22 protein-coding genes and 1 riboswitch are annotated in these 22,476 nt (G+C 69.5%); of the genes, 13 read left to right on the forward strand and 9 right to left on the reverse strand.

Going from position 1 to position 22,476, the window contains the following annotated elements; all coding sequences use genetic code 11:
- Position 1 precedes the first annotated feature (1 nt).
- A complete protein-coding gene (locus tag ABD908_RS06935) occupies positions 2-502 on the forward strand; it encodes a hypothetical protein (protein WP_344992847.1) in 501 nt (166 codons plus the stop codon).
- A 109-nt stretch (positions 503-611) separates the two neighbouring features.
- A complete protein-coding gene (gene trhA / locus ABD908_RS06940) occupies positions 612-1,271 on the forward strand; it encodes a PAQR family membrane homeostasis protein TrhA (RefSeq protein ID WP_344992850.1) in 660 nt (219 codons plus the stop codon).
- A 24-nt stretch (positions 1,272-1,295) separates the two neighbouring features.
- On the opposite strand, the gene ABD908_RS06945 is transcribed toward trhA, so the two are convergent.
- Together ABD908_RS06945 and asnB are read right to left on the reverse strand one after the other, a co-directional pair.
- Complete coding sequence (locus ABD908_RS06945) at positions 1,296-1,910, reverse strand: phosphatase PAP2 family protein (protein WP_344992852.1); 615 nt, start codon at positions 1,908-1,910, stop codon at positions 1,296-1,298.
- Between the two features lie 3 nt (positions 1,911-1,913).
- Positions 1,914-3,878, reverse strand: coding sequence for an asparagine synthase (glutamine-hydrolyzing) (gene asnB / locus ABD908_RS06950; protein ID WP_344992855.1), 1,965 nt, complete (start codon positions 3,876-3,878; stop codon positions 1,914-1,916).
- A gap of 295 nt (positions 3,879-4,173) precedes the next feature.
- On the opposite strand from asnB, the gene ctaC reads away from it, so the two are divergent.
- From ctaC to ABD908_RS06965, 3 genes are all read left to right on the forward strand, one after another.
- Positions 4,174-5,229, forward strand: coding sequence for an aa3-type cytochrome oxidase subunit II (gene ctaC, locus ABD908_RS06955; protein ID WP_453910072.1), 1,056 nt, complete (start codon positions 4,174-4,176; stop codon positions 5,227-5,229).
- A gap of 1 nt (position 5,230) precedes the next feature.
- Positions 5,231-5,662 carry a cytochrome c oxidase subunit 4 gene (locus ABD908_RS06960; RefSeq protein WP_344992858.1) on the forward strand — a complete coding sequence of 144 codons (432 nt, stop codon included), beginning with the start codon at positions 5,231-5,233 and terminating at the stop codon, positions 5,660-5,662.
- A 472-nt stretch (positions 5,663-6,134) separates the two neighbouring features.
- Positions 6,135-6,842 carry a hypothetical protein gene (locus ABD908_RS06965; protein WP_344992861.1) on the forward strand — a complete coding sequence of 236 codons (708 nt, stop codon included), beginning with the start codon at positions 6,135-6,137 and terminating at the stop codon, positions 6,840-6,842.
- 254 nt (positions 6,843-7,096) lie between these two features.
- Here the strand turns inward: ABD908_RS06965 and qcrB are convergent, their stop codons facing one another.
- The 4 genes from qcrB to ctaE are packed head-to-tail and all read right to left on the reverse strand — an operon-like array spanning position 7,097 to position 11,499.
- The gene (qcrB, locus tag ABD908_RS06970; RefSeq protein WP_344992864.1) at positions 7,097-8,722 is read right to left on the reverse strand and encodes a cytochrome bc1 complex cytochrome b subunit; all 1,626 of its coding nucleotides are present in this window, start codon (positions 8,720-8,722) and stop codon (positions 7,097-7,099) included.
- The gene (gene qcrA / locus ABD908_RS06975) at positions 8,722-9,900 is read right to left on the reverse strand and encodes a cytochrome bc1 complex Rieske iron-sulfur subunit (protein ID WP_344992867.1); all 1,179 of its coding nucleotides are present in this window, start codon (positions 9,898-9,900) and stop codon (positions 8,722-8,724) included. Before qcrA ends, qcrB begins: the two co-directional genes overlap by 1 nt.
- Positions 9,897-10,829, reverse strand: coding sequence for a cytochrome bc1 complex diheme cytochrome c subunit (gene qcrC / locus ABD908_RS06980; RefSeq protein WP_344992870.1), 933 nt, complete (start codon positions 10,827-10,829; stop codon positions 9,897-9,899). Before qcrC ends, qcrA begins: the two co-directional genes overlap by 4 nt.
- A 55-nt stretch (positions 10,830-10,884) precedes the next feature.
- On the reverse strand, positions 10,885-11,499 hold the full coding sequence (gene ctaE, locus ABD908_RS06985) for an aa3-type cytochrome oxidase subunit III (RefSeq protein ID WP_344992872.1): 615 nt from the start codon (positions 11,497-11,499) through the stop codon (positions 10,885-10,887).
- 196 nt (positions 11,500-11,695) lie between these two features.
- Between ctaE and ABD908_RS06990 the strand changes: the two genes are divergently transcribed.
- From ABD908_RS06990 to ABD908_RS07000, 3 genes are all read left to right on the forward strand, one after another.
- Positions 11,696-12,076 carry a hypothetical protein gene (locus tag ABD908_RS06990; RefSeq protein WP_344992875.1) on the forward strand — a complete coding sequence of 127 codons (381 nt, stop codon included), beginning with the start codon at positions 11,696-11,698 and terminating at the stop codon, positions 12,074-12,076.
- A 49-nt stretch (positions 12,077-12,125) separates the two neighbouring features.
- Entirely contained in the window at positions 12,126-13,166 is a 1,041-nt protein-coding gene (trpD, locus tag ABD908_RS06995) for an anthranilate phosphoribosyltransferase (protein WP_344992877.1), read from the forward strand.
- A gap of 135 nt (positions 13,167-13,301) precedes the next feature.
- Positions 13,302-14,240, forward strand: a complete 939-nt coding sequence (locus tag ABD908_RS07000; RefSeq protein ID WP_344992880.1) for a hypothetical protein — start codon at positions 13,302-13,304, stop codon at positions 14,238-14,240.
- A 19-nt stretch (positions 14,241-14,259) separates the two neighbouring features.
- Here ABD908_RS07000 and ABD908_RS07005 read toward each other — a convergent pair whose 3' ends face one another.
- Entirely contained in the window at positions 14,260-14,535 is a 276-nt protein-coding gene (locus ABD908_RS07005; RefSeq protein WP_344992883.1) for an Lrp/AsnC family transcriptional regulator, read from the reverse strand.
- A gap of 29 nt (positions 14,536-14,564) precedes the next feature.
- Positions 14,565-16,400, reverse strand: a complete 1,836-nt coding sequence (locus tag ABD908_RS07010) for a DEDD exonuclease domain-containing protein (RefSeq protein ID WP_344992886.1) — start codon at positions 16,398-16,400, stop codon at positions 14,565-14,567.
- A 287-nt stretch (positions 16,401-16,687) separates the two neighbouring features.
- Here ABD908_RS07010 and ABD908_RS07015 point away from each other — a divergent pair, with 287 nt between their 5' ends.
- From ABD908_RS07015 to ABD908_RS07035, 5 genes are all read left to right on the forward strand, one after another.
- On the forward strand, positions 16,688-16,984 hold the full coding sequence (locus tag ABD908_RS07015) for a hypothetical protein (protein ID WP_344992888.1): 297 nt from the start codon (positions 16,688-16,690) through the stop codon (positions 16,982-16,984).
- A 110-nt stretch (positions 16,985-17,094) separates the two neighbouring features.
- A riboswitch (cyclic di-AMP (ydaO/yuaA leader) is annotated at positions 17,095-17,240 on the forward strand.
- 14 nt (positions 17,241-17,254) lie between these two features.
- Positions 17,255-17,884, forward strand: coding sequence for a C40 family peptidase (locus tag ABD908_RS07020; RefSeq protein ID WP_344992892.1), 630 nt, complete (start codon positions 17,255-17,257; stop codon positions 17,882-17,884).
- A gap of 162 nt (positions 17,885-18,046) precedes the next feature.
- Positions 18,047-19,099: an NlpC/P60 family protein gene (locus ABD908_RS07025; protein WP_344992895.1), complete on the forward strand. Its 1,053-nt coding sequence runs from the start codon at positions 18,047-18,049 to the stop codon at positions 19,097-19,099.
- 32 nt (positions 19,100-19,131) lie between these two features.
- Complete coding sequence (locus tag ABD908_RS07030) at positions 19,132-20,259, forward strand: glycosyltransferase family 4 protein (RefSeq protein WP_344992898.1); 1,128 nt, start codon at positions 19,132-19,134, stop codon at positions 20,257-20,259.
- 93 nt (positions 20,260-20,352) lie between these two features.
- Positions 20,353-20,484 (forward strand): hypothetical protein, encoded by a 132-nt coding sequence (locus ABD908_RS07035; protein ID WP_344992900.1) that lies wholly within the window; start codon positions 20,353-20,355, stop codon positions 20,482-20,484.
- A 45-nt stretch (positions 20,485-20,529) separates the two neighbouring features.
- Here the strand turns inward: ABD908_RS07035 and ABD908_RS07040 are convergent, their stop codons facing one another.
- A complete protein-coding gene (locus tag ABD908_RS07040) occupies positions 20,530-22,344 on the reverse strand; it encodes an AMP-dependent synthetase/ligase (RefSeq protein WP_344992903.1) in 1,815 nt (604 codons plus the stop codon).
- Positions 22,345-22,476: the final 132 nt, after the last annotated feature.

The raw sequence follows: 22,476 nt of genomic DNA on the forward strand, positions 1-22,476 counted from the left end.
CATGTCGGAGGAACAGGCCGGGCGACAGCTGCCGCCGATCGATCATGAGTGGACCCCCGCGGCGGGGGACGCCCGCCGGTACGCTCTCATCGGCACCGTCCGGGGCCTGGCCCGGCCGAAGCGCGCGACCTTCATCGTGGGGGCGCTGGCGCTGTTCATCGCCCTGACAGTGGTGCTCGCGGACTGGCGATGGTTGGTCTTCGCCGCCTTCGCGATCGGCGTCCCGATCGCGATCTCCTACTGGAAGCTGCGTCACGCGCTCGCCGCGACCATGAATCCGACCGTGCGATGGGCGTCCGGGCTCGACGACGAGAACCTGCTGATCCAGAGTCCGGTCGGTGTCACCGTCCTGCCGCTGCGCTCGCTGACGGCTGTCACCGAGCGCGGGCGCGTGGTCTATCTGCGCGTCCCGCCGCACCCCACGCCGCTCGGCTTTCCGTCGGCGCTGTTCGCGCCCGGCACCGTCGACGCCCTACGGGCCGCGATCGCGGCGCGCAGCTGACGGCGGTTCGTCACACCGAATGGTTACCCGGTAGTAACCTACGGTTGCGTAGGTTAGAGTTCGGGGTGTCCCGCAGACGTGGGGCCCAGGCGGACGGCGGTGAGTGGTCATGGTGACCGAGATGGCGAAGACGGCGGTGAAGCCGCGGCTGCGCGGGGTGATCCACACCTACGGCGCCATGGGTGCGGTGCTGGCCGGCATCCCGCTCGTGACCGCGGGCTTCCTCCACGCGGCGGGTGCGGGCGTGGCGCTGCTGGTCTATGCGCTCACCGTGTTCGGGGTCTTCGGGGTGAGCGCGACGTATCACCGGGGGCCGTGGTCGGACGGCGTGCGGATCTGGATGAAACGCGCCGACCACTGCATGATCTTCATCTTCATCGCCGGCAGCTATACGCCGATCGCGGTGCTGGCCCTGCCGCACGGAGTGGGTCGCACGGTGCTCGTCGTGACCTGGGCCGGCGCGGTGGCCGGCGTGGCGCTGAAGCTGTTCTGGCCGCATGCGCCGCGCTGGGTAGGCGTCCCGCTGTACATCGCCCTCGGGTGGGTGGTGGTCGCGGTGGCCGGCGACCTGGTCCGCGGGGCAGGGTGGCCCGCCGCGGTGCTGCTGCTGATCGGCGGCGTGCTCTACAGCGGCGGCGCGGTGCTGTACGCGACCCGCTGGCCGAACCCGTGGCCCCGCGTGTTCGGCCATCACGAGTTCTTCCACGCGGCCACCGTGATCGCGGCCGCTTGCCACTACGCGGCGATGTGGCTGGTGCTGCTGCACTGACCAGATCTCATGATGTGGGATTTCTCAGGAACGGCGGCACTCTGACCTGCGGATCGACGGAACGGTGCACAGGTTGTTGACGACGATCGCCACCGCGACCGACCAGCAGATCCCGCCGACGATATCGGTGGGCCAGTGATAGCTGTACCAGACCAGCCCGGCGGCGACGCCGAGCATGCACACGCATCCCACCGCGAGGATCACCGCTCGCGCCCATGCCGTGCGTGCCACCAGCACGAATGCCGTGACCACGGATGCAAGGGCCACCGTGTTTCCGCTCGGATAGTCGAGGAACCGGTGTGCCACGTACGGGCTCGTCAGGTGTCGGCCGAACGCCGGCTTGAGCACGAACTCGGTCAGTAGCAGCGCGACGAGAGGGGCCGCGATCACCGTCGCCGCCGAGCGTGGGCGCCTGGCCCACGCCAGCCAGGCGGCGCCGGCCAGCATCACCGGCAGCAGCACGAACGTCTGCGAGGGCTGCAGGAAGGCCCGGTCGATCGGGTGGAACGTGCCCTGTACCCAGTCGGTGACGGAGTGGTCGAAACCGGTCGGGCCGCCATCCGGCGGGAAGGTCGCCGGCAGGACCAGGGTGACCAACAGACACACGCCGGCCACCGCGAGGGCGGGGGAGGGGCGCACGGTCTACAGCCGCACGGGGTAGTCGGGCTCCTCGATCGCGGGATGGATCCGGTCCTCGACGAAGATCCCGTGCCAGATCATGAACACCAGCACCGTCCAGATGCGGCGCGAGTGGTCGGTGCCGCCGGGCCAACCCTCCGGGGCCTTGGCGCGGTGCTCGTCGAGCATCGCCAGCACCGCACGCTTGTCGATCCACTGATCGGTCTGCGATGCCTCGATGGCCTCGCGGGCCCAGTCGTACAGCTCCGGACCGGCCAGCCAGTGCCGCAGCGGTACCGGGAAGCCCAACTTCTTGCGGTGCAGAACGTGCGGCGGGACGATCTCCTCCAGCGCCCGGCGCAGGGCGTACTTCGATGTGCCGTGCGCGATCTTCGCGTCGACGGGCAGCGTCTCGGCGACCGCGAAGACCTCCTTGTCCAGGAACGGCACGCGCAGCTCGAGCGAGTTGGCCATGGTCATCTTGTCGGCCTTGACCAGGATGTCGCCGCGCAGCCACGTGAACAGGTCCAGGTGCTGCATCCGTGCGACCGGGTCCATGCCCTGAGACTGCGCGTAGATCGGTGCCGTGACGTCCAGGTGTGTCCACTCGGGGCGGAAGTCGGTCAGCACCGACCGCAGCTGCGCATCGTTGAACGACCGCGCGTTGCCGTAATAGCGCTTCTCGAGCGGCACCGAGCCGCGTTGCAGCAGGCTCTTGCCGCGTTGTCCGTCCGGCAGTCGGTCGCCCGCCCTACCGGCGAGCTTGCGCGCCCACGCCGGCAGCCGGTCGAAGGGGGCGAGCGACAGCGGCTCACGGTAGATGGTGTACCCGCCGAACAGCTCGTCGGCGCCCTCACCCGAGAGCACCACCTTGACGTGCTTGCGAGCTTCCTTGGCCACGTAGTAGAGCGGCACGAGCGACGGGTCGGCGACCGGGTCGTCGAGATACCAGACGATCGCGGGGATCGCGCTACGGAACTCCTCGGGGCTGACCACCTTGACGACGTGACGCGCGCCGATCGCCGCGGCGGACTCGGCGGCCACGTCGATCTCGCTGTACCCCTCCCGCTCGAAGCCGGTGGTGAAGGTGATGAGGTCGGGGTTGTGCTGGATCGCGAGCGCCGCGATCGCGGTCGAGTCGATGCCGCCCGACAGGAACGAGCCGACGGTGACGTCCGCCCGCATGTGCATCTTGACCGAGTCGCGCAGGACCTCGGCGATCTCGTGGTACTTCGCCTCGGCTTCGGGCGAGTCCGGGCCGCCCGCGATCTGTCGGACCGGGAAGCGGGGGTGGAAGTAGCGGCGCTCGCGCACCTGGCCACCCGGCCGGAGGACGGAGTAGCTGCCCGACTCGAGCCGTCGGATGCTGCGGTGCAGCGACTCGGTCTCGGGGACGTACTGCAGCACCGTGTAGTGCTCGATCGCGCGGGCGTCGAGGTCGAGGTCGATACCTGCGGTCGCGGCGAGCGCGAGCAACGACTTCTTCTCGCTCGAGAAGGCCGTGCCCTTGGGGCCGGTCGCGTAGTACAGCGGCTTGATGCCGAACGGGTCGCGCGCCACCGTCAGCTCCCTGCGTTCCGTGTCCCACACGGCGAACGCGAACATGCCGCGCAGGCGAGGGAGGACACCGTCGACGCCCCAGTAGTGCAATCCGGCGACGATCGCCTCGCCGTCGCCTTCGGTGCGGAACGCGGCGCCGAACTCCTCGGTCAGCTGCGCGCGCAGCTCCAGGTAGTTGTAGATCTCGCCGTTGAAGGTGAGGGCGTAGCGGTCGGGGTTCTCCGGCGGACCCCAGCGCAGCGGCTGATGCGAGTGCTCGATGTCGATGAACGAGAGCCGGTTGAAGGTGAGCGCGAGGTCGTCGTCGTGCCACGAGCGGCCCGATTCGTCCGGCCCGCGGTGGCGCATGCACCGCCCGGCAGCGGTCACCACATCGACGACGGTGCCCGCTTGCGCGTCGGCGGACAGGAATCCCAGGAGACCACACACGAGAGATCAGTATGCCCGAGCGGCGGCGGACGGCGCGCTCCGCGCAGGCCCGCGCGCGCCCGCGGAGTGACGGGCTGCGCGAGTACGCCGAGGTGGGCGGAATCGGTCGCGACATTCTGCCGACCCGGGAGGGAATCCGGGCCCCGCTTGGTCTACGCTGCGTAGTACATCGGGAAACGTACAGGCCCTCCCAGAAGTTCCCAGGGGCCGGACGTGTCCCGAGGTCTGTCCCGTTCAGCAGGAAGGCGCGAAATTGGCACCCGGTAGTACGGCCTCAGGTAGGACGGCCAGGACTGTGCTCGCTGGTAGCGGTGCCGGCCGGCGTGGGTCGTGGGCCCGGCGTCTGACGGTGGCCGCGGGCCTCGTCGGCGGCATGCTCGCGATGTCCGGATGTTCGGCCGACGAGGCGATGCGTTTCGGTTGGCCCGAGGGCGTGACGCCCCAGGCTCGTGACATGACCACGCTGTGGAGCTGGTCCGTGGTCGCAGCACTCATCATGGGTGCGCTGGTGTGGGGCCTGACGTTTTGGACCATCACGTTCCACCGCAAGAAGGAGGGCACGCCCGACTTCCCGCGCCAGACCGGCTACAACGTTCCGCTGGAGCTGTTCTACACAGCGGTGCCGTTCGTGATCGTCGCCATCCTGTTCTACTTCACGGTCCTGGTGCAGACCAAGGTGGAGAAGATGGAGCCCAACCCGCCGGTGCTCGTGGACGTCACCGCGTTCCAGTGGAACTGGCGCTTCGGCTATCGCGAGGTGAAGCTCGACGACGGTACCCAGTTGAACCTGGAGAAGCCCAACCCGTACGGCACGCAGCCGAAGCCGGGCGAGGCGGTCATGGTGGACGGCAAGGAGAAGCACGGCCCCAACAACGGTCGCTTCCAGGAGATCCGCGACTACCTGCACTTCAGCAAGATCGAGACGCAGGGTTCGAGCGCTGAGATCCCCGTCCTGGTGCTGCCGACCAACACCCGCATCGAGTTCGACCTGGCGTCGGCGGACGTGGTCCACTCGTTCTACGTGCCGCAGTTCGCGTTCAAGCGCGACGTGTTCCCGAATCCGCAGCAGAACCACACCAACAACCGGTTCCAGATCTCCGAGATCGACCGGCCCGGTGCGTTCGTCGGTCGCTGCGCCGAGATGTGCGGCGACTACCACTCGATGATGAACTTCGAGATCCGCGCCGTGACTCCGGACAAGTTCGCGCAGTACATCAAGGACCGCCTGGCCGGTGAGGACAACGCGGCCGCGCTCGCCGCGATCGGCGAGCAGCCGCAGGCGGTCACCACCGCGCCGTTCAACACGCGCCGGACCGCGCGCACGGCCTCGAGCGTAGGGGAGAACAACTGACATGAAGGTCGAAGCCAAGCTCTTCGAGTTCCTGACCGCGTTCTTCTTCCTGACCGGCGTCGTGTACACCGTGGTCACCGGGATCTGGGGCACCGGCCACGACGGCGGCGGCGTGGAGTGGGTCGGCACCGCAGCCCTGTTCCTCACCGCGGGTCTGACGCTGATCACCGGGACCTACTTCCGGTTCGTGTCCAACCGTGTCGACACCCGTCCCGAGGACTACGAGGACGCCGAGGTGTCCGACGGTGCTGGCGAGCTGGGTTTCTACAGCCCGCACTCGTGGTGGCCGATCCTGCTGGCGCTCTCCGTGGCCGTGCTCGGCGTCTCTGTTGCGCTGCACCTCTACTGGCTGTGGGCGTTCGCCGCGGTCGCGATCATCTCCGCCGCGTGGGGTCTGGTGTTCGAGTACCACAAGCCCCCGGAGAAGCACTGACGCCGTGCGTCACCGACAGGCACTGACGCCGTGCGTCACCGACAGGCACTGACGCCCTGCGTCACCGACAGGCACTGATGCCTTTCCTTGACAGACGAACACTGAGAGTGGCGGCGCTCGCACCCCTTCCGGGGAGCGGGCGCCGCCTTCGTCTGCGCGGTCCTCGTCCTGTGCCTGCAGGTGCTTACCGGTGGTGCGTCGGCTGATCGACCTCGCCTCGATCACCCCGAGGCCGGCTGCGGGCGACCGAACTGATCGGCCGGTCGTGTGTCGCGGCTGAACGACTCCGTATCCGCTGGCGCGATCGGATGCGCGTATCGGACGTATCAGACGCGGTGCTCCAGCAGGCATGTGCAGGACGCGTGCGCCGGGTGTTCGTGTCGGGGATGGTGTCGGTTCACTGTCCCGTGGTCTGCGGCTGGTTTCGTCATGGAGTGGAACCGATCGTGTTTCCCGAGGGGAGCTGCACTTCATGACCAGCAACGCCGACCTGTCCGTCCGCAAGCTGAGCGACGCTGAGCTGCGGGGGAGGTCGGGCGGCGCCGTCGCCGTGCGGCCCGCCAAGCTCGATTTCACGCTCACCGAACCCGAGTTGTACGCGGCACCGGACTCGGGCTTCGTCACCGTCGTCGCCCCTGCGCGCGGCTACCTGTCCATCGCGGCGACGGGTAGCCCCCGCACGTCCGAGGACTTCCGCCGGGCCACCGAGGCCCTCTACGCGGCCGCCTTCGGCGTCAAGGTTCGCAACAAGGCGCTCACCCGCCGGGGCGTCCCGGGGGCCGACGGTGCCGTACGCACCGACTTCGCCGTCGCGCCCCTGCAGCGAGTGCGGCAGGCGCTGACGGCCCACACCATCGACGAGGCCCGCTGGACTCTGCTGCTGCGCCTGCCGGCGTGGATCGACGATGACGAGGTCGCGCAGAGCCTGGAGGAGGTCGAGGTGGCGAAGGGACTGCCCGCGGTGGCCCGTGTCTCGCGCGTCGATCACCCCGCCGGGCGTCTGCTCCAGACCGCGGTGACCGGGTCGTGGTCACGCGCCCTGACGCCGGTCGCGAAGGCCTGCGACGTCGAGCTTCGCGAGCGCGGGCTCACGGCTGAGCCCGAGTGGTACGAGGTGTGCCTGGGCGAGCCCGGCGCGCCGAGGGGCCACACCTACATCGTCGGCCGCCGCGTGCACTGATGCACGGAAGGTGCTGCGTCCGGGTGGCCCTCAGGCGCGGTCCCGGTCGCGCAGGGTGCGTGCGGTCGCGGTTGCCGGCGGTGCGCTGGTCCACCGGCGTGGAGAACCACACCGGTTCCTGATCTCCGCACTGGATCGTGTGTGGCTCTCGGGATCTGGGATGCATCGGCTGGTGCGCCGAGCGGAGCGGATACGACGATGGCCCCTCCCCGGGGTAGGGGAGGGGCCATCGAGGTCAGCTCGAGCGGATCAGGTCACTCGATGTCGATCTTGCCGCCGTGCGCCTGGACCCTGCGGATGGCGTCGAGCGCCTTCTGCTCCTGCTCCTCCTCGATCTCCATGTTGAGCCGCTGCTCGTCGGCCGGATCGGCCTTGAGGAACGAACCCGTACCGGGGCGGCCGGCGGCACCGAGCTGGTTGGCGCGGGCCGGGACCTGGGCACCCTGGTACTCCAGCGGCAGCGGGTGGCCGTGGTCGTCGACGGGGCCGAGCGGCTGGTGCAGCTCGATGAACTCGCCGTTCGGACGCCGGACGATGATGCCGGTCTCGATACCGTGCTCGAGGACCGACCGGTCGGCACGCTGCAGGCCGATGCAGAAGCGGTAGGCCAGGTAGTACGCGATCGGCGGGACGACCAGCAGGCCGATGCGGCCGATCCAGGTCATCGCGTTCAGGGACATGTGGAACTTGAGCGCGATGATGTCGTTGCCACACGAGAGGGTGAGCACCACGTAGAACCCGATCGCCATCGCACCGATCGCGGTGCGGACCGGGGTGTCCCGGGGGCGCTGCAGGATGTTGTGATGCGCGTCGTCGCCGGTGAGCCGCTTCTCGATCCACGGGTAGGCGAACATCAGCATGAAGATCACGCCGATGATGATCGCCACGAACGCGGCGCCGGGAACCGTGTGGCCCCAGAAGTACAGCTCCCACGCAGGCCACAGGCGGGCCATGCCGTCGGTCCACATCAGGTAGATGTCGGGCTGCGAGCCGGCGGACACGTGGGCGGGGTCGTACGGACCCATGTTCCAGATCGGGTTGATCGTCAGCACACCGGCCATCAGGGCGAGCACGCCGAAGGTGAACGCGAAGTATGCGCCGGTCTTCACCGCGAACACGGGGAGGATGCGCACACCGACGACGTTCTCCTCGGTGCGGCCGGGGCCGGCGAACTGGGTGTGCTTCTGGTACCAGACCAGGGCCAGGTGGCCGCCGATCAGCGCGAGGATGATGCCCGGGAACAGCAGCACGTGCGCGACGTACAGCCGCGTGATGAAGATGTCGCCCGGGAAGTCACCGCCGAAGATCAGCCAGTGCAGCCAGGTGCCGATGACCGGCAGACCGACGACGATGCCGGACATCGCGGCGCGGACGCCGGTGCCGGACAGCAGGTCGTCGGGGATGGAGTAGCCGAAGAAGCCCTCGAACATTGCCAGCGCCAGCAGGGCACAGCCGATCAGCCAGTTGGCCTCACGCGGCCGGCGGAACGCACCGGTGAAGAAGATGCGGGCCATGTGCACCGTGATCGAGGCGGCGAACATCAGGGCGGCCCAGTGGTGGATCTGCCGGACGAACAGGCCGCCGCGCACCTCGAACGAGATGTTCAGCGTGCTCTCGTACGCCCTCGACATGGTGACGCCGTTCAGCGGTGCGTAGGCGCCGTGATACGTGGTCTCCGCCATGGACGGCTCGAAGAACAGCGTGAGGTACACGCCGGACAGCAGCAGGATCACGAAGCTGTACAGCGCGATCTCACCCAGCATGAACGACCAGTGGGTGGGGAACACCTTGTTGATCTGGCGCCGGATGCCGGCGGCCAGGTGGTATCGCGAGTCGACCTCTTCGGCCTGGACCGCGATCCGGTCTCCGATTGCGGTCATCAGTGCGTCGCCTCCCAGAAGGCCGGTCCGACCTGTTCGATGAAGTCACCGTTGGCGATCATGTAGCCCTGCTCGTTGGTCGAGATCGGCAGCTGCGCGAGTGCGCGCGCTGCGGGTCCGAACACCGGCTTGCCGTACTCCAGCGCATTGAACTGCGACTGGTGGCACGGGCACAGGATGCGGTTGGTCTGCTGTTCGTAGAGCGAGGTGGGACAACCGAAGTGGCTGCACACCTTGGTGTACGCCCAGTAGTCGCCGTAGTTGAAGTCCTCCTGGCCCTTGCGCTTGATGGCGCGGGCCGAGTCCTCGGGGCGCAGGCGGATCAGCATGACGGGGTTGCGGATCGCCTTGAGCCCGTTCAGCAGCCGCTCGCGCGAGTCCTCGGTCTCGCCGAAGCCGTCCGACACGCGCCACGGGAACACCGTCATCATGCCGCCTGCGTCCATGTCCTCGGGCTTGACGAGCTGGACCTTGTAGGGGTCGCCGATGTCGTTGCGCAGGAAGACCGTCTCGTTCTTCGGGGCACCGTAGGTGTTGGTCAGCGAGTCCCAGCGGGTCGACCAGCCGGTGTGCCACAGGGGAGCGGCTGCGCGGCCCGCCCACGGGTTCTTGATCAGGCCACCGAGGAAGCCGATCGCAGCGCCCAGGCCGAGGACACCGACACCGAATCCAGCCGACGCGAGGATCATCTTGCGGCGGGGGAGGGTGGACGACTCCAGGGCGTTGGTGAACAGCGCGGCGGTGGTCTTCTTGTCGATCTTCGGCGAGCCACCGGCGTCGTGCCGCTGCTGGACCGCGATCTCCTCGGGGATGAACTTCTTGGTGTACAGCACCGCGCCGACGCCGATGCTCAGCACCGAGAGGCCGAACGTGATGCCGAGCAGCGGGTTGTAGGCGATGTACAGCCCGTAGTTCTTCTGACCCATGCCCTGGTACTGCCACGGCCACCAGAGGAAGACGCCGAGGAAGGCGAGGGCGAACAGGCCGCCGAGCGCGAACCAGATGGCGATCGAGCGTTCGGCCCGCTTCTCGGCCCGGGTACCGGGTACCGGCCAGCGCGGCTCGCGATAGACCAGCTCGACACCGTCGAGGGCGGTACCGAGCTTGACCAGCTCCTCGTTGCCGAGCGTGTCCAACTCGTCGTCGGACGGAACGTTCTCGAGCGGCTTAGCGGTCATGACCTGCTCCCAACCCACATCGCGGCCGCCACGACGGCGACGATTCCGATTACCCACATCGCCATGCCCTCGGAGACCGGGCCGAGACCGCCCAGGTTGTAGCCGCCGGGCGAGGACGTCTTAGTGGCCATCTTGATATAGCCGATGATGTTGCGCTTCTCTTCGGGCGACAGCTGGCGGTCCGAGAACTTGGGCATGTTCTGCGGGCCGGTGAGCATCGCGTCGTAGATCTCCTGCTCGTTGGCCGGAGCGAGCGGGGGCGCGAACTTACCGCCGGACAGGGCACCGCCCTGGCCGGTGAAGTTGTGGCACGAGGCGCAGTTGAGGCGGAACATCTCGCCGCCCTCGGCGACGTCGCTGCCGCGTAGTGAGCCCATCGCCACGATGCGGTTGCCGTGCGAGTCGCGCTTGATCGAGCCGTCGGGGTTGTACTCCCAGACGACCGACGGGCCGCCTCCGATCGACTGGATGTAGGCGCCCATGGCACCGATCGCGGCGTCGTCGAACTTGGCCGGCTTACGCAGGATCTGCGAGGAGTTGGCGGTGGCGGGCATGCGGCCCGAGTGCACCTGGAAGTAAACGGCGGCGTCGCCGACGCCGGTCAGCGACGGCCCGCGGTCCTTGACGCCCTCGAGGTTGGCGCCGTGGCACGTGATGCACGACGTGTCGTAGAGCTGCTTGCCCTGGGCGATCAGAGCGGCGTCGTTACCGTCCGCGACTGCGACCTGCGGCGTGGGGCTGACCAGCGTCGCCAGGCCGCCCGCCGCGACGAGTGCGAACAGCAGCAGCGCCGCGCTCGTCACCTTGCGGCGGAGCCTCCGGCGCTTGCGGGCCTTGACCGCATCCGTGCTGGAGGCATGCGCCGCTGGGGTCCCGGGGCCGCCGGGCTCGCCCCCCTCACTGCTGTGCTCGAAATCTGCTGAACTCATCTGCTATCCCTCTGTAATCGCGGCTACGGGTGGAACACGCGAAGATCGAATCGGACTAACGGATCAGGTAGATGACCGCGAACAGGCCGATCCACACGACGTCGACGAAGTGCCAGTAGTAGCTGACGACGATGGCGGCGGTGGCCTGCGCGGGGGTGAACTTGCTGGTCCGCGATCGGAACAGAATGAAGATGAAGGCGACGAGACCACCGCACACGTGGAGCCCGTGGAAGCCGGTCGCCATGTAGAACACCGAGCCGTACACCGACGAGCTGAGCGTCGTGCCCTCGTGCACCAGCGTCCAGTACTCGTGTGCCTGACCGGCGATGAAGAACGCGCCCATGAAGAACGAGATCAGGTACCAGATGCGGAACTTGAAGACGTCGCCCCGCTCCGCGGCGAACACGCCGAGCTGGCACGTCACCGACGACGCGATCAGCACGATGGTCGGCGGCAACGCGTACGTCAGACTGAGCTCGGTGGGCTCCGGGGGCCAGCCGTTGGCGCCGGCACCTGCCCGCGCAACGAAGTACATGGCGAAGAGCCCGGCGAAGAACATGAGCTCGCTCGACAACCAGACGATCGTCCCGACGCTGACCATGTTGGGTCGGTTCAGCGAGTGCACGCGCTGGGTGATTCCTGTAGCTGAGGTCGGTGCGGCGCTAGTCACCCGGCAAGTATGACGGGTCGTAGTATCGATTGCCTACCCGGGTCGCAGATTGGGCGCGTCGAATTCGCCGGGCGCCGCGCGGCTGCTTTCGGGTGCCCGTACGCAGTACCGAGAGAGCAGGCGCGACATGCCGTTCGACCTCAATGGCCGGCCCGTGCGGGAGCCTCTCCTGCGCCGCTTGGCACGGCGTCGATCTATGGAGTTAACGCCCGGCGACCCCGATCTGGTTCCCGTCGCCGAGTCGGGGGACGACAGCGCCGCGAGTTCCGCGGTGCTCGACGCCGCGGACCTCTTCGACCCGCGTGCGCAATCGGTGCTGTGGCATCTGCTCGCGCTGCCACCCGACACCGTCGACCGCGTGCTCGAGTTGGTGGCACAGGACGGGTACGAGCGGCGGCCGCTCAGCGCGGACGATCGGGCGCGTGAGTGCAGCGCCGGCAGCGAGTTGGTCGCAGTCGCGCGGGTACAGACCGTCGACGCCCTGCACGTCTCGCAGGAACGCTCCCGGATGGCCGGGGTCACGGCCCGGCACGGTGGAGCGGTCGCGCTGTGGCGGGTGCTGCAGTCGCGGACCTGACCGTCGGGCGCGGTCCGGTGTGCCCCCGGCGCCCGATTACGCTGGCCGTATGGATTGGCCGACGGTTCTCACCGAGCTCACCGCCCAGCGCGATCTGAGCGCCGCGCAGGCGACATGGGCGATGTCGGAGATCATGAACGACGCCGCGACGCCGTCGCAGATCGCGGCGTTCGGCGTCGCGCTCAAGATGAAGGGGCCGTCGCCGGTCGAGGTGCGCGCCCTCGCGGACGTCATGCTCGGTCTGACCGCCCCGGTCCCGTTCACCGGGCGCGCTGTGGACATCGTCGGGACGGGCGGCGACCGATCGCACTCCGTGAACATCTCCACGATGTCGTCGATCGTGGTGGCCGCGGCCGGTGCGAAGGTGGTCAAGCACGGCAACCGCGCGGCCTCGTCGAAGTCGGGTGGGGCCGACTGCCTCGAGGCGCTCGGCGTGGCCATCGGTCTGGGCGCCGACGGTGTCGCCGCGACCGTCGAGGAGCTGGGCATCGGCTTCTGCCTCGCGTCGGTGTTCCACTCGGGCCTGCGATTCGCGGGCGCGACGCGCAAGGAGATCGGTATCCCGACCGTCTTCAACGTCCTGGGGCCGCTCACCAACCCGGCGCGGCCGTCGGCCGGCCTGGTCGGCTGCGCGTTCGCGGACCTGGCGCCGACGGTGGCGCAGGCGTTCGCGGACCGCGGCGACGACGTGCTGGTGGTCCGCGGCGACGACGGACTCGACGAGCTCACCACCGCCGCCACCTCCACGGTGTGGCGCGTGCACGCCGGCGGGGTGCGCACCGAGACCGTCGACCCCACCACGCTGGGCCTGCCACGGGTGACCCTTGCGGACCTGCGCGGCGGCGACGCACAGGTCAACGCCCAGGTGGCCCGCGACGTCCTGGCGGGGAAGGCGGGGCCCGTGCGCGACGCGGTGCTGCTGAACTCGGCAGGGGCGCTCGCCGTGTTCGACGGTGTCGCCGACGACGAGTCGGTGAGCGACGCGATCGCCGCGCGGCTGCCACGGGCCGCGGCGGCGATCGACTGCGGCGCCGCGGCGGACCTGCTCGCGAGGTGGGTGGCACGCAGCCAGGAACTCGCGGCCGGATAGCCGCCGGGACCACCGGGCCGGGCACGGCGCGCCGCGGCGCCTCGTCTCGCACAGTCCCAATCGAACGGAAAGGACCCCTCGAGCCGGGGTTCGTATCGTTGCCGGGTACGGATCGATCTTTCTGTGGGGTGCGCGATGGGACTGTTCGGCCAGCGGGGCCGGGAGCGTGACGAGGTGCCCGACGAGCATCTCGAGCTACTCACGCGCAACGATGCGGACCGGCTGCGCTCGCTGGTGCGCACGACGCTCGCCGAGCGGGGCTACGAGGTGGAGGTCTTCGGGGACCACGTGCAGTCCGCCGACGGCCGGCTGTTCGGCCTGGACAACCTCATGCGGATGGCGCGCGCGGAGCAGGACAGGCGGGCGTGGCCCGCGATGGTCGCTCGCCATCTCGATGCGGTGCTGTCCGGTTTCGGCGCCGCACGGCCGACCGACGACGAGTTGCGAGCGCAGCTGGTGACTCGGCTGCTCGACGTGACGGACTCGGCGCAGCCGTTCGGCTACGCCCTGGAGTGGCAGACCGGCATCGCCGAGGTGCTGACGGTGGACTACCCGGAGCGGGTGGCGATCCTGCCCGATCCGGCGGTGGAGCGCCTCGCACCGCTCGGCCCGTGGCTCGACCTCGCGCGGGCCAACCTGCGTCGCACCATCGCCGCGGCGGACGTGACCGTCCAGCGGCTCGGTCGTGAGGGCGAGGGCTTTCCCGTCGCGGTCAGCGACTGCGTGTACCTCGCGAGCGCGGCGACGTTCCTCCCCGAGGTGCTGCCGCTGTGGCAGCCCGGCATCGATCTGCGCGGGGGCGTGCTGTTCTGCGTCCCATCCCGGCAGCAGCTCGCGTTCCAGGCATGCACCGACGCGACCGCGGTGCTCTGCGCGCTCGCGCTGATGCCTCGCTTCTCGGTCGGCGGATACGCCGACGGTGTCGGTCCGCTCTCGCCGCACGTGTACTACTGGCGCGACGGCACCGTTCAGCAGATCACGCGGATCACGGGGAACTCGATCGAGGTACATCTCGGGCCGGAGCTGGAGGCGTTGCTATCGGCAGCCCGGTCGGCCGGCGGTGGGCGAGGCTGAGCAGGACGGTTCGGTTGCCTCAGTTGCCGATGTCGAAGCCGGCGTCGACATCGGCGTTCGAGTATTCCCGGAACGCGATGTGAGTGGACGTCGACTCGACGCCGTCGAGTCGGTTGATGGAATCGGTGACCACCTGCGCGATGTCGTCGTGCTGCCGGACCCGGACCTTCGCGATCAGATCGATGTCGCCGGCGCACGAGTAGACCTCGGTGACCCCCGCGATGTTCGCGACCGCCTGCGCCGTCTCGGGGATGTGGTGCACGTTCGCCTTGATCAGGACGATGGCGGTGATCATTCCTGTCGATCCTCCTCGGGGCGGGCGGCTCACGCCGCGCGGGCATGTCGGTTCTCACTGTAGGCGTCGGCGGCGGCCCTCCCGTCGCGCGCCGCGTCGGTGGCCTGCCGAGCCCAATCCAGCCACCGGCCGGCCCCGAGCGCGGGCTCGCTCCACTCGCCGTCGAGGTCGACGATGCGCGTTCCCGGCCGCAGCACCCATCGACGCAGGAGCGCTGCTTCCTCGGGGCTTGCGCCATGCAGGGTGTCGGAGGGGAAGAGGCCGTCGGTGGCGGCGGCGTCGAAGCCGCCGAAGAACTCCGCCGCGGAGCGCAGCCGCGCGATGACCGGCATCGGCGGCACGCCCCGCGGCGCGACGCCCGCCGCCGCGAGACGGCCGTGCCTGATGATCGACAGCTCCCAGCCCCCGGCACCGTCGGGATGCGCGACGGTGAGCTCGGCGACGCGCGCGAAGCCGATCAGGGTGTGGGTTCGGGTCAGCACCGCCACCAACCCCGCGACGCGGTCCCGCAGCCGCGCGGCCGACTCGAACAGCTCACGCTCGACTAGAGAGTCAAGGCGGGCGTGCATTGCGGCGAGGACGTCCGCGCAGCGGCCGCCGAGGACGGCTGCGACCCGCTCCGCCCGCGTCCGGTAGATGGTGGCGGACTCCGGCTCGGCGACCGCGGCGTGGCACCCGCCCACGGGCCGGGCGCCGGACGCCTCGAGCGGGCAGTCGTGCAGGGCTCCCGCGCGCAGCCGCGCTGTACAGGTGCGGAGACCGCAGAAGTCCGACACCAGGTCGGCCACGTCGGCCGCATCCCCGCGGCGGTTGATCGGACCGAGACACGCCGCACCCGCCGGCGCCGACCGCTTGACCGCGAGGCGCGGGAACGTCTCGACCGTGAGGCACACCCACCAGCCGCGGCGCGGATACCGCGAGCGCCGGTTGTACGGCGGTGTGTGGCCGGCGATGAGCCGCAGCTCCCGCGCGGCGGCCTCGAGCGGGTGGGCGCACTCGACGTGATCGACCCGCACGGCCAGTGCCGCCATCTCCTTGATACGGCCGCGCGTCTCCGACGAGGTGAAGTAGCTGCGCACCCGTCGCCGCAGGTCGGTGGCCGTGCCCACGTACAGCACCTCCTCGGCGGGACCTCGGAACAGGTACACGCCCGGTCGGTCGGGGAGACCGTCGGCGAGCGTGCGCTTGGCGCGCTGCGCGGCGGTGACCGCCGGCAGGTAGTCGCGCAGCTCTCCGTAGGTGTGTACGCCCTGGTTGCCTACCCGTGCGATGAGGCCGTGCAGCACGTCGACGGTGGCGCGCGCGTCGTCCAGCGCGCGGTGGATGGGGGTCGTGTCGGTGCGGAACAGGCGCGCGAGCTCGGACAGCTTGACCGACGGTGCCTCGTCGCGCGTCAGCACGCGGCGTGCCAGCTGCACGGTGCACAGCGTCTGGGGCTTCGGCCACTCGGTGCCCGTCGCGGTCGCGGCCGCCTTGAGGAACCCCATGTCGAACCGTGCATTGTGCGCGACCAGCACCGTGCCCCGCGCGAACTCGAGGAACGCCGGAAGCACAGAGTCGATCGTGGGCGCGCCCGTGACCATCGCCGTCGTGATACCCGTCAGGTGCACGATGTGTGGCGCGATGCCGATCTTCGGGTCGACCAGGGTCGCGAACTCTCCCAGCACCTCGCCGCCGCGGACCTTGACCGCGCCGATCTCGGTGATCCGGTCGCCGCCGCCCGGGCTCGCGCCGGTGGTCTCGAGGTCGACCACCACGAACGTCACGTCGCGCAGGTCGGTATCGGCCCAGCCGCCCAGGCGGCTGTCGGTGCGGGGCCCGGTACCGGTGGCCGGCCCGAGCAGATCGTCGAACGTCAACTGCATGGGGTGACCGTAGGACGGGGGTACGACACGTGAATGACATCGATGTAATCCCCCGCGGTCGCGTCGGGTCGATATGGCGGTGTTGCTCTCATCGTTGCTCTCATCCGGCGGTGTTCCTCCCGCCCGCCGCGGTCCACTCCGAACGGCTGTGCATGCGGGGCGAGCACGCCATGGCGGCAGAGCGGGAAGAACCGAACCTGTCGGACCCCGGCCGTACGTTGTGGCTCGAACCACCCACGGCGACACGCCCGTAACGCGTACGGGCCCCAAGTGAGACGGAGATCACAATGAACATCGACTGCTCGACCTGCGCGGGGCACCCCCGCGCCTGCAACGGCTGTGTCGTCGGCCTGCTCCTGGGGCCGGTCGTCGGCGCCGTCAAGCCCGCTACCGGCGAAGACGTCGCTGCAGGCCGGGTATCGCCCGGTAGTGGCGGGCCTGTGGCGGAGATCAATCGCGCCATCGGCCTGTTCGCCGACGCGGGGATGCTGCCCCGACTGCGCTCGGTACCCCCGATTCGGGGTGAAGTGCGTGGTGGCGATAGGTTTCAGGGGCGCTCGGAGGTGGGCCGCCGCGTCGGCTGACTCGCGCAGTCGATTCGCAGGTTTCTCGGATCGTTGGACACAGGCGTATGCCATTTCGTAATCTTTCTGAGACCTTGCGGGGCTCACCCGGACCAACCGGTCCGAATCCGCGAGGATCGCCGCCTAAGGGGCCCACACCGGCCCCGCCGGGGACCCACCTAGAACTCGGGGTGAATCCTCGGGGCTCACGCCTCGGGGTAGGGCACTTCCTCGCCCGAACCCGTCAGCTAACCCGGTCGGCGGTAGGGAAGAAACAGGAGACGACTCTTCGTGGCGAAACACCGCTTGCAGACGCAGCCCTCTCGCGGCGCCACCGCGGCCCGCGGCGCCCTCGCCGCCGGTGCGGTGACCATCGGTTCCCTGGCCGCTCCGGCGGCCATCGCCGCGGCGGCCCCCGCCCCCGGGCCCCATACGCAGGAACTGTCCGCGCAGCAGATCGCGAAGAAGAAGATCAAGCACGTCAAGGACGTGAAGGCCGTCAAGCGCGTGGTCAAGAAGCGGAAGCCGCTCGCCGAGCGCGCCGTGATCACCCCGCGCGCGGTGACCGTGACCGCCGGCAGTGTCCAGGCCCGCGCTGTTCAGGCGGCGCTGTCGCGCCTCGGCGCGCCCTACAGCTACGGCGCCGCGGGCCCCAACGCCTTCGACTGCTCCGGCCTCGTGCAGTGGTCGATGAAGCAGGCCGGCATCAGGGTGCCGCGTGACAGCTGGGGCCAGCTCGGTGGCGGCCGCCCGGTGGCGCTCAACGAGCTGCAGCCCGGCGACATCATCATCTACAACGGCGGTAGCCACGCCGCGCTGTACATCGGCGGCGGCAAGGTGGTGCAGTCGATGACGTACGGCGTTCCCGTCAAGGTCACGCCGCTGGATGCGATGCGGGTGTACGCGGCGCGTCGCTACTGACCGAACGTCCTCGGCCCGCAGCGCGCCGCATTCCAGTCGGCTCGCTCGGTCACGGCTTTTTCTTGGTCGACCCCGGTGGCCCTTGAGCGGAAGGCGTTCCGTACCGTTGCGGGACGTCGTCCGATCGGGCGGGGTCGCCGACCGGAAGGACCACGCGTTTCCGTGCTCGCTGAGAACTCCCGCGCCAGGTTCGGGCGCGTTGCCCGTGGCATCGTCATCGTGGCCGCTGCCGGACTGTTGACCACCGTCACCGTCGTCGGCGACGCGCGTGCAGACCCCGCCGACAGTGCGGACGCGGTGCTCAAGCAGTATCGCGAACTGTCGCACAAGGCCGAGGAGGCCAGCGAGGCGAGCGCGGCGGCGCAGATCGACCTCCGCAAGAAGACCACCGCGAAGCGAGCCGCCGACGCGGCGCTGGTCGCCGCGAAGAATCAGGTGGCCGGCCTCGTCTCGCGGCGCGACGCGCTGCAGACGCAGGTCGACGCACTCGTGCGGGCCAACTACATGGGCGGACGCACGAACCGCCTGTATGCGCTGCTGGTGAGCGACTCGCCGCAGCAGATGCTCGACCAGATGAGCACGCTGGACTTCATCAACCGCGACGTCGCCGGAACAGTCAAGGCCTTCGTGACGGTCGAGAAGGCGGCCGACGTCGCCGAGAAGTCCGCGGAGAGCGCGGCATCGGCAGCGAACACCGCCGCCGACCAGGCGCAGCAGGTCCAGACCGACTGGCAGCGCAAGAAGGCCCAGCTGGCCATGGACATCGTCCGTGTCAAGGCCATGTACGACAGCCTCACGGGCGCTCAGCGCTCGGCCCTGGTGGGCCCGGTGGTGCCGTTCGACCCGCGGCTGGTGCCGAAGGGGACCAGCCCGCAGCTGGTCGCCGTGCAGGCTGCGCTGTCGCGGATCGGCGACACCTACATCTGGGGCGCTACCGGCCCGTCGCAGTTCGACTGCTCGGGCCTGATGATGTGGGCCTACCGGCAGGCCGGTGTGTCGCTACCGCGGACGTCGCAGGCGCAACTCGCCGGCGGCCGGCCCGTCTCCCGCGACCAACTCCAGCCCGGCGATCTGATCATCTACTACTCCTCGGCGTCACACGTCGGCATGTACATCGGCAACGGCTTCGTGGTGCACGCGCCCACGTTCGGCGTCCCCGTCCAGGTCGTGCCCATCGACCGGGCCGGCCCGTACGACGCGGCGGTCCGCTACTAGAGCTCTGGGCGCCGCCCGGTACGGTGGTCGCCATGCCGCGGACGCTGTTGGTGACCAACGACTTCCCACCCCGCCCGGGAGGCATCCAGTCGTACCTCCAGGCGTTCGCCGGCCGGCTTCCGGCCGACGACCTGGTCGTGTACGCGTCCCGCTGGCACGGCTCCGACGAGTTCGACGCGGCCCAGCCGTTCGAGGTGGTGCGGCATCCCACGACACTGATGCTGCCGACGCCCGCGGTTTACCGTCGGGCGCGAGACCTGGTGCGCACCAAAGACATCGAGACGGTATGGTTCGGCGCCGCCGCGCCGCTCGCGCTGCTCGCCGAGCCGCTGCGCCGCGCGGGTGCCGATCGGATGCTGGCGTGCACCCACGGTCACGAGGTCGGCTGGTCGATGATTCCGCCCGCCCGTGCGTGCCTGCGACGCATCGGCGACACCACCGATGTGGTGACCTACGTCAGCAAGTACACCCGCGGCCGGTTCGCTGCGGCGTTCGGGCCGGGCTGCTCCCTGGAGCATCTGCCGCCCGGTGTCGATGCCGACGTGTTCCGGCCGGATCCGGGCGCGCGCGCCGAGCTGCGGCGACGCTACGGCCTCGCCGACGACGAGCCGACGGTGCTGTGTCTGTCCCGGCTGGTGCCGCGGAAGGGGCAGGACGTGCTGCTGCGAGCGCTGCCGCGGATCCGCGAGCAGGTGCCTGACGCGCGGTTGGTGATCGCCGGTGGCGGCCCGTACGCGCAGACGCTGCACGAGATCGCTGCGAAGGCCGGCGTCACCGACCAGGTGATCTTCACCGGATCCCTGAAGTCGGACGAGCTTGCGGCGCACCACAATCTGGGCGACGTGTTCGCGATGCCGTGCCGCACGCGCGGTGCGGGCCTCGACGTCGAGGGGCTCGGCATCGTGTTCCTCGAAGCCTCCGCGAGCGGGGTTCCGGTCGTGGCCGGCGACTCGGGTGGCGCGCCCGAGACCGTCGTCGCGGGGGAGACGGGGTACGTCGTACCCGGGCGCGACGTCGCGCGCGTCGCTGACACCGTCGCCGGGTTGCTGGCCGACCCCGACCGAGCGCGGGCGATGGGCGCGCGGGGTCGCGAGTTCGTGGCGCAGCAGTTCGACTGGCGGCGCCTCGGCAACCGCCTCGAGCAGCTGCTCGCGGGCTGAGGCGGGGCGCGGCACCGGCTGCCCCCTGCAGTCGCGCGGGAGTAGCGTAGGGGCACGGAGCCATTCCCAGCTTCTCGAATCAAGGGATACACGATGAGCGACAAGTCGCCGCGGCAGAAGATGTCGAAGACCTCCGGCAAGTCCATCAAGGAGAAGCGGGCCGAGAAGCACGCGAAGACCGCCGCCCAGACCTTCCACGATCAGCTGGACTCGAACAAGAAGTGAGACGCCGACTCCGACGGCGCCGGGACGGCACCGTCCGAGTCGGGTTCACTTGGCGTAGAGCGCCGCGATGTCGTCGGCGTACTTGTCGGCCACGATGTTCCGCTTGACCTTCATCGTCGGCGTCATCTCGCCGGTCTCCTCGGTGAAGTCGGCGGGCAGGATCCGCACCTTCTTGATCGCCTCGGCGTGCGATACGGTCGAGTTCGCCGCAGCCACAGCACCGTTGATCTCGGCGAGCAGGTCCGGATCGTCGCGCAGGTCGGCTACGGTGGCGGACTCCGCCTTGCCGTGCTCGGCCTTCCATGCCGGGAACACCTCGGGGTCGATCGTGACGAGGGCGGCGATGAACGGCTGCTGGTCGCCGACCACCATCGCCTGGGAGACCAGCCGGTTCGCCCGGAGTGCGTCCTCGAGCGGCGCGGGGGACACGTTCTTCCCGCCGGCCGTGACGATGAGCTCCTTCTTGCGCCCGGTGATGGAGACGAAGCCGTCGGCGTCGATGGCACCGAGATCGCCGGTGTGGAACCACCCGTCCTCGAGTGCCGCCGCGGTGGCCTCGTCGTTGTGCCAGTAGCCGCGGAAGACCACCGAGCCCTTGAGCAGCAGCTCACCGTCGTCGGCGATGCGCACGGCCTGGCCCGGCAGCGGGCGGCCGACGGACCCGACCTTCTGCTGGTCGGGCTGGTTCACGCAGATCGCGGCGGTGCTCTCGGTGAGGCCGTAACCCTCGAGGATCGTGAGCCCCGCACCGCGGAAGAAGTGCCCGAGGCGGGCGCCCAGCGGAGCGCCGCCGGAGATCGCGACCGTGCAGCGGCCGCCGAGCGCGGCCTCGAGCTTGCTGTAGACGAGCCGGTCGAACACGGCGTGCTTCGCCTTGAGGAGCAGCGACGGCGAGCCGCCGTTCTCCAGCGCGATGGAGTAGTCGATCGCGGTCTGCGCGGCGATCGCGAAGATCTTGCCCTTGCCGCCGTCGTTGGCGCTCTTCTCGACGCCCGCGTACACCTTCTCGAACACGCGCGGCACCGACAGCACGATGCCGGGCTGGAAAACCGCGAACTGCGGCACCAGGTTGCGGGTGTCGTTGAAGTGGCCGACCACGGTGCCGCCCTTGAAGCAGGCGATCGACACGGCGCGCGCCAGGACGTGCGCCATCGGTAGGAAGAACAGTGCGGAGTTACCGGGCTTGCGCACGACGTCGCCGATCGACGACTCGAGGATGGCGTCCACCTCGGCCAGCAGGTTGAGGTGCGTCAGCTCGCATCCCTTGGGCCGGCCGGTGGTGCCGGACGTGTAGATCAGCGTGGCGACGTCGGTGCTGCGGACGCCGGCGCGGCGCGCGTGTACCTCGTCCTCCGTGACGTCGCCCCCCTCGGTGGTGAGGACGTCGACGGCACCCTTGTCGTGTGCCCCGGGCTCGATGCGCAGCACCCGGGCGACCGCCGACAGCCTCCCGTCGAGCGCATCCACCTCCTTGGCCTGCTTGTCGCCTTCGATGATCAGCAGTACCGCGTCGGAGTCCTGGAGGATCCAGTCGAGCTGGCCCGCGGAGCTGGTCTCGTACACCGGAACGGTGACGGCCCCGATCGCCCACACGGCGTAATCGATGACCGGCCACTCGTACCGGGTCGAGGACATCAGCGCGACCCGGTCGCCGGTCTTGACGCCCTGCGCCACAAGGCCTTTCGCGACCCCCAGGACGTCGTCGGTGAACTGCCGTGTCGTCACCGGCCGCCACGTCTGGCCGACCAGCCGCTTGATCCGGACGCTGTGCGGATCCGACGCCGCCAGGTCGAACAGGACGTCGACCGTGGACGCGTTCTCGGGAATGGTGAACTTGGCAGGCACAGCGATTTCGCGCACGCGATCCTCCGGTCGGGCCCTCGGCAACGGTTGAGCTGTGCAGAACCCTACACCCCGGTTCCGACAGGTCGGGCTACTGCGAATTCCCGACGGCGAGGGTGATAAGTGGGCGGGCGACCGCGCCGCGTGCCG

The organism is Tsukamurella soli (genome assembly GCF_039541155.1).
Taxonomy (GTDB): Bacteria; Actinomycetota; Actinomycetes; order Mycobacteriales; family Mycobacteriaceae; genus Tsukamurella; species Tsukamurella soli.

Bases quoted from the DNA above. Each gene is read 5' to 3' on its own strand.
- ABD908_RS07010 (WP_344992886.1), bottom strand. From the start codon at position 16,400: ATGCAGTTGACGTTCGACGATCTGCTCGGGCCGGCCACCGGTACCGGG.
- ABD908_RS07035 (WP_344992900.1), top strand. From the start codon at position 20,353: ATGAGCGACAAGTCGCCGCGGCAGAAGATGTCGAAGACCTCCGGCAAG.
- qcrC (WP_344992870.1), bottom strand. From the start codon at position 10,829: ATGAGTTCAGCAGATTTCGAGCACAGCAGTGAGGGGGGCGAGCCCGGC.
- ABD908_RS06990 (WP_344992875.1), top strand. From the start codon at position 11,696: ATGGAGTTAACGCCCGGCGACCCCGATCTGGTTCCCGTCGCCGAGTCG.
- trpD (WP_344992877.1), top strand. From the start codon at position 12,126: ATGGATTGGCCGACGGTTCTCACCGAGCTCACCGCCCAGCGCGATCTG.
- ABD908_RS07015 (WP_344992888.1), top strand. From the start codon at position 16,688: ATGAACATCGACTGCTCGACCTGCGCGGGGCACCCCCGCGCCTGCAAC.
- ABD908_RS07005 (WP_344992883.1), bottom strand. From the start codon at position 14,535: ATGATCACCGCCATCGTCCTGATCAAGGCGAACGTGCACCACATCCCC.
- ABD908_RS06960 (WP_344992858.1), top strand. From the start codon at position 5,231: ATGAAGGTCGAAGCCAAGCTCTTCGAGTTCCTGACCGCGTTCTTCTTC.
- ABD908_RS06935 (WP_344992847.1), top strand. From the start codon at position 2: ATGTCGGAGGAACAGGCCGGGCGACAGCTGCCGCCGATCGATCATGAG.
- qcrA (WP_344992867.1), bottom strand. From the start codon at position 9,900: ATGACCGCTAAGCCGCTCGAGAACGTTCCGTCCGACGACGAGTTGGAC.
- ABD908_RS07000 (WP_344992880.1), top strand. From the start codon at position 13,302: ATGGGACTGTTCGGCCAGCGGGGCCGGGAGCGTGACGAGGTGCCCGAC.
- ABD908_RS07030 (WP_344992898.1), top strand. From the start codon at position 19,132: ATGCCGCGGACGCTGTTGGTGACCAACGACTTCCCACCCCGCCCGGGA.
- qcrB (WP_344992864.1), bottom strand. From the start codon at position 8,722: ATGACCGCAATCGGAGACCGGATCGCGGTCCAGGCCGAAGAGGTCGAC.
- trhA (WP_344992850.1), top strand. From the start codon at position 612: ATGGTGACCGAGATGGCGAAGACGGCGGTGAAGCCGCGGCTGCGCGGG.
- ABD908_RS06965 (WP_344992861.1), top strand. From the start codon at position 6,135: ATGACCAGCAACGCCGACCTGTCCGTCCGCAAGCTGAGCGACGCTGAG.